Origin of the sequence: Tomitella biformata AHU 1821 (genome assembly GCF_000524475.1) — a bacterium.
GTDB lineage: Bacteria > Actinomycetota > Actinomycetes > Mycobacteriales > Mycobacteriaceae > Tomitella > Tomitella biformata.
This window is the reverse complement of the sequence record NZ_BAVQ01000023.1, coordinates 256,363-266,969: the sequence shown is the minus strand read 5'-3', so window position 1 is coordinate 266,969 and position 10,607 is coordinate 256,363. Positions and strand designations below refer to the sequence as shown.

Sequence of the window (10,607 nt, the reverse complement as noted above, 5' to 3'; positions counted from 1 at the left end):
TGGAAGCGGCACCGGAGGCAGTACGTCGTGCGTCACTGGAATCCCCTTTCCCCCGAATGCGTGATCCAAGTTTACCGCAACGGGATCCAAGTTTGAGGGGAAAAGCGAAAACTCGTTCGGATCAAATATTCAACGATCACCCAGGGTGGAAGTCTGCCGAGCTGATCTCGATGTGTCCATTTTATCCGAACTCGTGAGCTACTGCTGGAACTTCCTATCTTTATCCTGCGCTTATGTAACTTGAAAAACTGGGCCGACCAAATTTCTCAATGACAATGCAGTCTGGACTAACGCTCGCTAGTCGGGTCGTACTAGTCTCTTGTGTTATGCGCCGCACAATCTTTGACTCAGATCATGCCGACTTCCGCGAGAGCCTGCGAACTTTCCTGCAGCGGGAGGTGGTGGAGCACATCGAGGAGTGGGAATCTGCCGAGATCGTGCCCCGCAGCCTCTTCGCCGCGGCGGGGGCCGGGGGATTCCTCGGCATGGAGATCCCCGAGGAGTACGGCGGCGGCGGGGTGGAGGACTTCCGCTTCAACGCGATCATCGGCGAGGAGTTCGCCCGCGCGGGCGCGGGTGCGGCGGGCCTGGGCCTGACCCTTCACAACGACATCTGCCTGCCGTACTTCATGTCGCTCGCCAACGACGAGCAGAAGCAGCGCTGGCTGCCCGGCATCGCCAGCGGTGAGCTCATCACCGCGATCGCCATGACGGAGCCGGGCGTCGGCTCGGACTTGGCGGGCATCTCGACCACCGCAATCCGCGACGGCGACCACTACGTCCTCAACGGTTCCAAGACCTTCATCACCAACGGCATCAACTCGGACCTGATCATCGTCGCGGCCAAGACGGACCCGACGCAGAAGCACAAGGGCCTGAGCCTGATCGTGGTCGAGCGCGGCATGGCCGGCTTCGACCGCGGCCGCAACCTGAGCAAGCTGGGGCTGCACTCGCAGGACACCGCCGAGCTGTTCTTCGCGGATGTCCGCGTGCCCGTCGCCAACCTGCTCGGCGAGGAGGGGCTGGGCTTCACCCACCTGATGCAGAACCTGCCGCAGGAGCGTCTGTCCATCGCCGTGGCGGGTGTCGCGGCGGCGGCGGCGGCCTTCGAGTGGACCACCGAGTATGTGCGCGAGCGCAAGGTCTTCGGGAAGTCTGTCGGCTCCCTGCCCACGACTCGGCACACCATGGCGGAGATCGCCACGGAGATCGAGGTCGCCCAGCACTACGTCGACCAGGCGCTGCTAGCGCTGAACTCGGGCGAGCTGAGCGCCGTGGACGCGTCGATGGCCAAGTACTGGTGCACCGAGCTCCAGGGGCGCACCGTGGACCGCTGCCTACAGCTGTTCGGAGGCTACGGCTATATGAACGAGTACCCCATCGCGCGCGCCTACGCGGATGCGCGCGTGACGCGGATCTACGGCGGCACCACGGAGATCATGAAGGAGATCATCGGCCGGTCGCTGGATATCTAGTCCCACAGCATATAACGCGCACAACGGCGTGTCAGATACTAGCCGTTGATGTTGCTGCGGACGCCCAGCAGGACATCCTCCCAGGACGGCATAGTCGGCTTGTTCTTGCGGGACTTCTTGGAGCTGCGGGTGGCCGGATCAGGCTGGGGTAGCGGCTCGTCATCGCTCACCGGTGCGGTGTTGGCGGTGGGTTCGGCGGGAGCCGCCTCCGTTGTAGGAGCCTCGTGCTGTGTCAGGGGCTGGGCCGGCTCGCTGGCCGGCGCAGGCAGGAAGTCGCCGGTGGTGGGGGCGACGAGAACCTGGTCCACGGGGCTGATGCCGGGAGTGAGCTGTGCGATGGGTCGCAGCGAACGGGTGAAGTTCGGATCGATGAGCTCTGTCGCGGCGTCGTCCATAGGGCTGACGGTGCCGCCGTGCGCGTCACGGTGCAGTATCCAGTGCGCGGAGTTCTCGGAACGCCCTGCGAGCCAAGTCAATTGGATGACCCATTCGCCGCCATCGGGGCGCCAAGCATCCCATTCCCCGGACTCCGGGTCTAGGCCGCGGGCCCCAAATGCGGAGGCGACGACCTCGCCGAGGGTGAGCACGGTGGGGCCGTCCGGGCGGATGGGGTGGGCCTTCGAACCCAGATGGGCGGCGTTGCTGCGCTCCAGCAGGACGGGATGGGCGAAGCGCTCGACGCGGGAGGTCGGCAGTCCGGAGAGTTCGGCCACTTCCTCGACGCTGGCGCCGGCGCGGATCTTCTTCTGAATCTCGCGGGGGCGCAATTGGCTGGTCATCTCGATCTCGATCTGGCCGAGGCGGCTGAGGTCGCCTCGTGCGGCGGCGCGAAGACGATCGTCGGCGGGGACGGAGAAGCGGTCGTCGGTGGCCGGGTCCTGCAGGATCACGTTCTGCCCGGTCGCGTCTAGGCCGATCACCTTGAGTTCACGCACAGACAACCTCCTGGGGCAACTACGAATAGTTTTCAGCGTAACCGAGTTGAGGTCCTGGTTGGGGAGGACACGCGTTCCAAATGCTTGCCATTGGTCAATGTACCGGTAAGTGGGCTGAGTAGGTGTGTGATAGGACGGCGACGGCCGGCCTCGAGGTGATCGAGACCGGCCGTCAGTGCGTCGTGCGAGTCTTTAGAGCTGGCCGACGACCCAGTCGATGCTGGCGGTCAGCGCGGAGATGTCCGCCGGGTCGATCGCCGGGAACATGCCGATGCGCAGCTGGTTGCGGCCCAGCTTGCGGTAGGGCTCGGTGTCGACGATGCCGTTGGCGCGCAGCACCTTGGCGACGACGGCGGCGTCGACCTCGTCGGTGAAGTCGATGGTGCCGACGACCTGTGAGCGGTGCTCGGGGGTGACGACGAACGGCGTCGCGAAGGAGCTCTGCTCGGCCCAGGTGTACAGGCGCGAGGACGAGTCCGCAGTGCGTGCGGAGGTCCAGCCGAGGCCGCCTCCCGAGTTCATCCACTCGATCTGGTTCGCGAACATCAGCAGGGTGGCCAGCGCCGGGGTGTTGTACGTCTGGTCCTTGAGGCTGTTCTCCACCGCGATGGGCAGCGACAGGAAATCGGGGGTCCAGCGGCCGGACTCCTTGATCTCCGCGACGCGGGCCAGTGCGGCCGGGCTCATCAGGGCGATCCACAGTCCGCCGTCTGCGGCGAAGCACTTCTGGGGCGCGAAGTAGTAGACGTCGGCGTCGGCCATGTTGACGGGCAGGCCGCCGGCGCCGGAGGTCGCGTCGATCGCGATGAGCGCGTTCTCCGAGCCCGCGGGGCGGCTGACGGGGAGCATGACGCCGGTGGAGGTCTCGTTGTGGGCCCACCCGATGAGGTCGACGGACGGGTCGCTCACGGGGGTCGGCGCGCTGCCGACCTCGGAGGAGATGACGATGGGGTCGCCGATGAACGGGTTGCCCTTGGCGACCGAGGCGAACTTGGAGCTGAACTCGCCGAACGTCAGGTGCAGCGAGCGCTCGCGGATCAGGCCGAATGCCGCAGCGTCCCAGAATGCGGTGGAGCCGCCGTTGCCGAGGATGACCTCGTAGCCCTCGGGGAGGGAGAACAGCTCGCGCAGGCCGTTGCGCACGCGGGCGACAACATCCTTGACGGGCTTCTGGCGGTGGCTGGTGCCGAATACCGAGGCGCCGGTGTCGACGAGGTCCTGCAGCTGCTCGGGGCGCACCTTCGAGGGACCACAGCCGAATCGGCCGTCGACGGGCTTCATGTCGGAGGGGATGATCAGTGTGCTTGCGTCAGCCATGTGTCAGTGCGTCCTCATTTAGGCGGGTTCGGTGCAGACCTAGTTTAGCCGCTCGGTTTGCCGCCGCTCGGGGAGCTGGTGGCTGCGCGGCGCCCGAGCTCAACCGTTGGCGTTCTCGCCCAGGATTCGGGCGAGGTCGTCGAGGACCGTCTGGCCTCCCAGCGGCCCAACCCCGGTGATCCAGAACGACATGTCGACGAGGTGGGTGTTCGGCATCAACTCGGCGTTGGCGGTCATCTCCACCGGCATCGTCGAGGGATCGCTGGGGTCCGCGGACGTGACGAGCACCAGGTCGGCCTGGGCCTGGCTGGCGAGCTCGGGGGACAGGTCCACCGAGATCGAGTTCTCCCAGTCGCGGGCCGGAGTGGTGAACCCCGCGCACTCCAGCGTGCCGCCGGCGAAGGAGGTGGGGCCGTAGAGGGTGAGGAGACCCTTGCGGGGCCGGACCAGTTGCGCGGTCTGTCCAGCGGTGTCGAACTCGGCGGCGATCTCCGCGCAGCGGTCTTCGTAGGCGGCGAGCAGCGCGTCGGCCTCGGCGGTCTTGTTCAGTGCCTTCGCGACCAGCTGCACGTTCTCCTGCCAGGGCGCCGCGTGGTCCGCGAGGAACACCGTCGGCGCGATCCCGCTGAGCTTGTCGTAGAGCTCCATATGCCGTGAGTCGGTGCCGAGGATGAGATCCGGCGCCAGGGCCGCGATGGCCTCGAGATTCGGCTCGGGCACGGTGCCGACCATCTCGATTGACGCGGCCTTCTCGCCCAGGTAGGCGGGGACGCCGGTTTTCTGGCTCAGCACCGCCGTGCCGACGGGGATGACATCGAGCGCGACCGCGGTGTCGAGCTCAACGGGCTCGAGCACCACCACGCGTTGCGGCGAGAGGGGCACGTCGCTGACTCCGCGGGCATGCTCGACGGCATGTGTGCCGGCGGTGGCCGAGCCGCCAGTTTCGGAGGTGTTGTCAGCGGTGCCGCTAGAGCACGCCGTCAATACAGTCAGTGCGGCAGCGATGGCGAGAGCCGTAATGGCTTTCGCCTTGCGAGGTCGGTTGGACATGATCGGTGTCTCCTAGAAACGTGCTCAAGTATTCAAATTAGGTGAGCGTAACCTAGCATCACCGTGAGGAGGTGCTGACCGATGTCGATCTCGACTGAGTTGGACTCGCTGGCTGGCAGCAAGGCGCCCGGCCGCCGCGACGCGGGGTGCGCCGCGCGGTCCGCGGCGGCGGGGGAGAGCTTCGTCGGCCGGGCTGGCGTCGCGCAGGCGTGGGTGCTGGTCGAGCACCCGGGCCCGTGGCCCCAGGACGCGCCCGCGGGCCTGCTGCCGGCCGCGGTGGTCGATGCCGCGGGAGTGCTGGCCGGGAGGCTGCGGGTGCTGCTGATTCGGCGGGGCCGCGACAGGTCCGTATCCGCTCCACTGTGCGTGATCAGTTGGTCCGACGGGACCCGGCATTGGATGCGCGAGGGCACGCTCGACGGCTACAGCGACCTCGAGGACCTGGACTTGGCGAGGATCGCGGACGGCGTCGAGCCGGACTTCGGCGTCGTGCGGCGGCGGCCGCTGGTGGCCGTGTGCACGCACGGGAAGAAGGACATGTGCTGCGCGGCGTTCGGTCGGCCGATCTTGGCCACGCTCGACGCGCTGGGCGAGGTGGACGCGTGGGAGTGCACGCACACGGGAGGGGACCGGTTCGCGGCCAACATGGTCGTGTACCCGCAGGGGTTGTTCTTCAGCAGGCTGTCGGCGTCGACCGCCCAGGAGGCCATTGCGGCACACCGCGCCGGCGACCTCGCACTGCCGCACTTCCGGGGCCGCTCCGCGCTGCCGATGCCCGCGCAGGCGGCCGAGCATGTGGTGCGGGAGCGCACGGGCATCGCCCGGATCGACGCGCTCGAGGCGGCGGACGCGCGCCCGGCCGGCGACGGCTGGGAGGTCCGGATCCGGCTCGAGGGCCGGGAGTTCCGGGTCGCGCTGCACCTTGCGCGGCAGGGCGAGGACCTCACGCACGGCTGCGGCGTCGGGCGCGTCGCGTGGAACAGCTGGGTAGTAGAAGAAGTTGTCGAGGTCTCCGAGATCACCGAGAACGGCTGACCAGACAGACGAGTCGGGCGGGGCGCTGTCACAGCGCCCCGCCCGACTTCGATCTGGCTACCCCTTGGTGATGGAGTCCCAGCCCTCGACCGAGTCGGCGGCGCGGGGCTCGGGGCCCACGTACAGCGCGGCGGGGCGCACGAGCTTGCCGAGGCGCTTCTGCTCGAGGATGTGCGCGCACCAGCCGGCGGTGCGGGCGCAGGTGAACATGGCGGGCATCATCTGCGGCGGGACCTCGGCGAAGTCCAGCATGACCGCGGCCCAGAACTCGACGTTGGTCTCGATCGCGCGGTCGGGGCGACGCTCGCGCAGCTCTGCCAGGGCGGCCTGCTCCAGTGCGGCGGCGGCCTCGTAGCGGGGCGCGTCGAGCTCCTTGGCGGTGGCGCGCAGCACGCGGGCGCGGGGGTCCTCGGCACGGTAGACACGGTGGCCGAAGCCCATCAGGCGGTCGCCGCTATCCAGGATGCGCTTGACCATCGCGCGGGGGTCGTCGCTGCGCTCCGTCTCCTCGATCATGGGGAGGACGCGGGCGGGCGCGCCGCCGTGCAGGGGGCCGGACATTGCGCCGACAGCGCCCGAGAGCGACGCGGCCACATCGGCGCCGGTGGAGGCGATGACGCGGGCGGTGAACGTCGACGCGTTCATGCCGTGCTCGGCCGCGGAGACCCAGTAGGCGTCGATGGCGCGCACGTGCTTGGGGTCGGGCTCGCCCTTCCAGCGCGTCATGAAGCGGGAGGTGATCGTGGGGCTGTCGTCGATCAGCTTCTCCGGCACGGCGGGCTGGTAGATGCCGCGAGCGGACTGCGCCACGTAGGACAGCGCCATCACGGACGAGCGGGCGAGCTGGTCGCGCGCGGTGGCCTCGTCGATGTCGAGGAGCGGCTCGAAGCCCCAAATCGGGGCGAGCATCGCCAGCCCGGCCTGGACGTCGACGCGCACATCGCCTGTGTGGATGGGAAGCGGGAACGGCTCGGCGGGCGGGAGGCCCTGGCCGAACTTGCCGTCCACCAGCAGAGCCCACACATTGCCGAAGGTGGTCTTGTGCGCCACCAGGTCCTCGATGTCGACGCCGCGATAACGCAGCGAGCCGCCGTCGCGGTCCGGCTCGGCGATCTCGGTGGTGAAGGCGGTGACGCCCTCGAGACCCTCGACAAAGCCTTCGGGCAGGTCGTCGCGTGATGCCATGTGGTGTGCTCCTTGAAGTCTGTGGATCTGCATGGCAGGCACGGGATCGCCGCATCGGCCAAGTTGCGCCGGGCGCGGGGGATCGACGTTGGTCTGCCGCGGGGCACTGGAGTAAGAGTCGGGGTAGCACCGCGTAGCGTTTGATCGGTGCAACCCGAGAATACGATACCCGGGCGTGCGGATTCCGAGCATTCCGTCGATCTGGAACATATGCGTGTGGACTATCCGGGGCCTAGGGCGGTGCCCGTAGATGCCATGGAGGCTGCGGTGGCCGACGGTTGGCTGTCCCTGCTGCGGCAGTGGATCGAGGACGCGACGGTGGCCGGGCTGAATGAGCCCAATGCGATGGTGCTCGCCACCGTCGACGCCGACTCCCGCCCCAGCACCCGCACCGTGCTGTGCAAGGGCCTGGACGGCGACGGCGTTCGCTGGTTCACCAACTATGGCTCTGGGAAGGGCCAGGACCTCGCGCTGCGGCCCTATGCCTCCGTGACCTTTCCGTGGCTCCGGCTCTACCGCCAGGTTCACCTGCGCGGGCCGGTCCACAAGCTGACCGACGCACAGGTCCAGGAATATTGGGCAGATCGGCCGCGGGGCGCGCAGCTCGGGGCGTGGGCCTCCGCGCAGTCCCGGCCCATCGCGTCGCGCGCTGCGTTGGAGGCGCAGTTCGCCGCCGTCGCGGCCAGATTCGACAAGGTGGCGCAGATCCCGGTGCCGGACGGCTGGGGCGGATACCAGCTCGCCCCGGAGCGGGTGGAGTTCTGGCAGGGCGGCAAGGACCGGCTGCACCATCGGATCCGGCTCACCGCGGGCGACGGCGGCTGGTCGGTGGAGCACCTCCAGCCGTGAGCCGGGTGTTCGCCGACACGACCCCGCTGCAGAACCCGCACTTCCGGCGGCTGTGGACCGCCGAGATCATTACGGTGATCGGCGCGCAGATGACTGTCGTCGCGGTGCCCGCGCAGATCTACGGGATCACGGGCAGCTCCGCGTATGTCGGCCTGGCCGGGCTGTTCGGGCTGGTGCCGCTGATCGTCTTCGGGCTGTGGGGTGGGGCCCTCGCAGACGCGATGGACCGACGCTCGCTGATGATGATCACCACCGTCGGCCTGTGCGTGACGGCACTGGCGTTCTGGGCGCAAGCCTTCCTGGGAATCGGCAACGTGTGGGTGGTGCTGGGGCTGTTCTCCGTGCAGCAGGCATTCTTCGCCGTCAACTCGCCGACGCGGGCGGCGATCTACCCGCGGCTGCTGCCCTTCGACCAGCTGCCGGCGGCGAACTCGCTGCACATGACGGTCATGCAGTTCGGCGCGATCGTGGGGCCGCTGAGCGGCGGCGTGCTGCTCGCCACGGTGGGACTCTCGTGGCTATACCTGATCGACTCGGTGTTCTTGTTCGCCACGTTCTGGGCGGTTTTCAAGTTGCCTGCGCTCGCGCCCGGGGCCGCTGCGGTGAAGGCAGGACTGCGCTCGGTCATCGACGGCTTCCGGTATCTGGCCGGGCACAAGGTGCTGCTGGCGTCGTTCATCGTGGACATCATCGCGATGGTCTTCGGCATGCCGCGAGCGCTGTTCCCGCAGATGGCGGAGGACAGCTTCGGCGGCCCCGAGGGCGGCGGCGCCGTGCTGGGCCTGCTGTTCGCGGCGATGTCGATCGGTGCCGTGCTGGGCGGGGTCTTCTCCGGCTGGCTGCCACGAGTGCGCAGGCAGGGGCTGGCGGTCCTCGTCGCGATCGTGCTGTGGGGCCTGACGATGCTGGGCTTCGGACTGGCGGCGATGGGAGGTCCAGGCTGGCTCTGGGTGGCCTTGGGCTTCCTCGCGCTGGGCGGGGCCGCGGACATGGTGTCGGCGGCGTTCCGCTCGACCATGCTCCAGCAGGTCGCCGCGGACGAGGTGCGGGGACGGCTGCAGGGGGTCTTCGTGGTGGTGGTCGCGGGCGGGCCGCGAATCGGGGATGTGGCGCACGGCGCGGCGGCGTATGCCGTCGGGACCACAGTCGCCGCGGCGGGCGGCGGCGTGCTGGTGGTCGTGGGTGTGGTGATCGCCGGGCTCGCGCTGCCGGCCTTCATCCGATACCGGGTTACCCGCTAGTTGGTCACAGAACGGTGACGACCACGATGGGGGCTGAGGCATTGCGGCAGGTCACAACGTCGGGACCGCATCGGGGCGGGGAAATTGGGACTAGGATGCGGACCTGATTGAACGAACGGAACGCTTAGTGACTAGATTCCTCTCAAGGGCAATGCTCCACCAAGAGCATCTGGCCCAAGAACTTCCACGTTACTGAGCGACCAATCGGAGAGGGATGTTCTGTGTCTGCTGAGAATGACCAGAAAGCCGTACTCAGCTACCCGGGCGGTGAGCACTCCATGAACGTGGTGCAAGCCACGCAGGGTAATCACGGCATCGCGCTGGGGTCGATGTTGGCCGATACCGGCTTCGTCACCCTGGACGGCGGATTCGTCAACACCGCGTCCTGCAAGTCGGCGATCACCTACATCGACGGCGACAAGGGCATCCTGCGCTACCGCGGGTACCCGATCGACGAGTTGGCGGGTAAGTCGACGTTCATCGAGGTCAGCTACCTGCTGATCTACGGTGAGCTGCCAGACGCGACCCAGCTCGAGGATTTCACCACGCGGATCCGCCGGCACACGCTGCTGCACGAGGATCTCAAGCGCTTCTTCGACGGCTTCCCGCGCAACGCGCACCCGATGCCCGTCGTCTCCAGTGCCGTCAACGCGCTGTCCGCGTACTACCAGGACTCCCTGGACCCGAGCGACCCCGAGCAGGTGGAGCTCTCCACGATCCGCCTCCTCGCGAAGCTGCCGACCATCGCGGCGTACGCGTACAAGAAGTCCGTCGGGCAGCCGTTCCTGTACCCGGACAACTCGCTGGGACTGGTCGAGAACTTCCTGCGGATGACGTTCGGCCTGCCCGCCGAGCCGTACGAGGTGGACCCCGAGATCGCCGAGGCCCTGGACATGCTCCTGGTGCTGCACGCCGACCACGAGCAGAACTGCTCCACGTCGACGGTGCGCCTGGTCGGCTCGTCCAACGCGAACCTGTTCACGTCGATCTCCGGCGGCATCAACGCGCTGTGGGGCCCGCTGCATGGCGGTGCCAACCAGGCCGTGCTCGAGATGCTCGACGACATCAAGGCCAACGGTGGCGACACCAAGGACTTCATGAAGCGGGTCAAGAACAAGGAAGACGGTGTGAAGCTCATGGGCTTCGGGCACCGCGTCTACAAGAACTACGACCCGCGCGCGGCCATCGTCAAGGAGACGGCCGACCGCATCCTCGCGAAGCTCAACGTCAGCGATGAGTTGCTCGACATCGCGAAGGGCCTCGAGGAGGTCGCGCTCAACGATGAGTACTTCATCGAGCGTCGCCTCTACCCGAACGTGGACTTCTACACCGGTCTGATTTACCGTGCGATGGGCTTCCCCCCGCGTATGTTCACGGTGTTGTTCGCACTTGGCCGGCTCCCCGGCTGGATCGCGCACTGGCGTGAGATGCACGAGGATCCGGCCACCAAGATCGGCCGCCCGCGCCAGATCTACACCGGCTACCCCCAGCGTGGCTACGTCGACCTGTCCCAGCGCTGA

At 67.7% G+C, this 10,607-nt stretch carries 9 protein-coding genes; 5 read left to right on the top strand and 4 right to left on the bottom strand.

The features are described from left to right. The first annotated feature begins 326 nt into the window (after window positions 1-326). Window positions 327-1,475, top strand: coding sequence for an acyl-CoA dehydrogenase family protein (locus TBIF_RS10125; RefSeq protein ID WP_024794696.1), 1,149 nt, complete (start codon window positions 327-329; stop codon window positions 1,473-1,475). Between the two features lie 38 nt (window positions 1,476-1,513). Here the strand turns inward: TBIF_RS10125 and sepH are convergent, their stop codons facing one another. The 3 genes from sepH to TBIF_RS10110 form a co-directional block, all read right to left on the bottom strand. Continuing rightward, window positions 1,514-2,410: a septation protein SepH gene (sepH, locus tag TBIF_RS10120; protein ID WP_024794695.1), complete on the bottom strand. Its 897-nt coding sequence runs from the start codon at window positions 2,408-2,410 to the stop codon at window positions 1,514-1,516. 192 nt (window positions 2,411-2,602) lie between these two features. Then, a complete protein-coding gene (serC, locus tag TBIF_RS10115) occupies window positions 2,603-3,727 on the bottom strand; it encodes a phosphoserine transaminase (protein WP_024794694.1) in 1,125 nt (374 codons plus the stop codon). 99 nt (window positions 3,728-3,826) lie between these two features. Continuing rightward, window positions 3,827-4,777, bottom strand: a complete 951-nt coding sequence (locus TBIF_RS10110; protein ID WP_024794693.1) for an ABC transporter substrate-binding protein — start codon at window positions 4,775-4,777, stop codon at window positions 3,827-3,829. An 81-nt stretch (window positions 4,778-4,858) separates the two neighbouring features. On the opposite strand from TBIF_RS10110, the gene TBIF_RS10105 reads away from it, so the two are divergent. Further along, window positions 4,859-5,812: a ferredoxin family protein gene (locus TBIF_RS10105; RefSeq protein ID WP_024794692.1), complete on the top strand. Its 954-nt coding sequence runs from the start codon at window positions 4,859-4,861 to the stop codon at window positions 5,810-5,812. A 57-nt stretch (window positions 5,813-5,869) separates the two neighbouring features. Here the strand turns inward: TBIF_RS10105 and TBIF_RS10100 are convergent, their stop codons facing one another. Further along, window positions 5,870-6,997 carry a citrate synthase 2 gene (locus TBIF_RS10100; protein WP_024794691.1) on the bottom strand — a complete coding sequence of 376 codons (1,128 nt, stop codon included), beginning with the start codon at window positions 6,995-6,997 and terminating at the stop codon, window positions 5,870-5,872. A 210-nt stretch (window positions 6,998-7,207) separates the two neighbouring features. Between TBIF_RS10100 and pdxH the strand changes: the two genes are divergently transcribed. The 3 genes from pdxH to TBIF_RS10085 all read left to right on the top strand — a co-directional run bounded on the left by pdxH (window position 7,208) and on the right by TBIF_RS10085 (window position 10,607). Next, window positions 7,208-7,846 (top strand): pyridoxamine 5'-phosphate oxidase, encoded by a 639-nt coding sequence (pdxH, locus tag TBIF_RS10095; RefSeq protein ID WP_038170569.1) that lies wholly within the window; start codon window positions 7,208-7,210, stop codon window positions 7,844-7,846. After that, a complete protein-coding gene (locus TBIF_RS10090; RefSeq protein WP_024794689.1) occupies window positions 7,843-9,087 on the top strand; it encodes an MFS transporter in 1,245 nt (414 codons plus the stop codon). The genes pdxH and TBIF_RS10090 overlap by 4 nt, the downstream gene beginning before the upstream one ends. 221 nt (window positions 9,088-9,308) lie before the next feature. After that, the gene (locus TBIF_RS10085) at window positions 9,309-10,607 is read left to right on the top strand and encodes a citrate synthase (RefSeq protein WP_038170567.1); all 1,299 of its coding nucleotides are present in this window, start codon (window positions 9,309-9,311) and stop codon (window positions 10,605-10,607) included.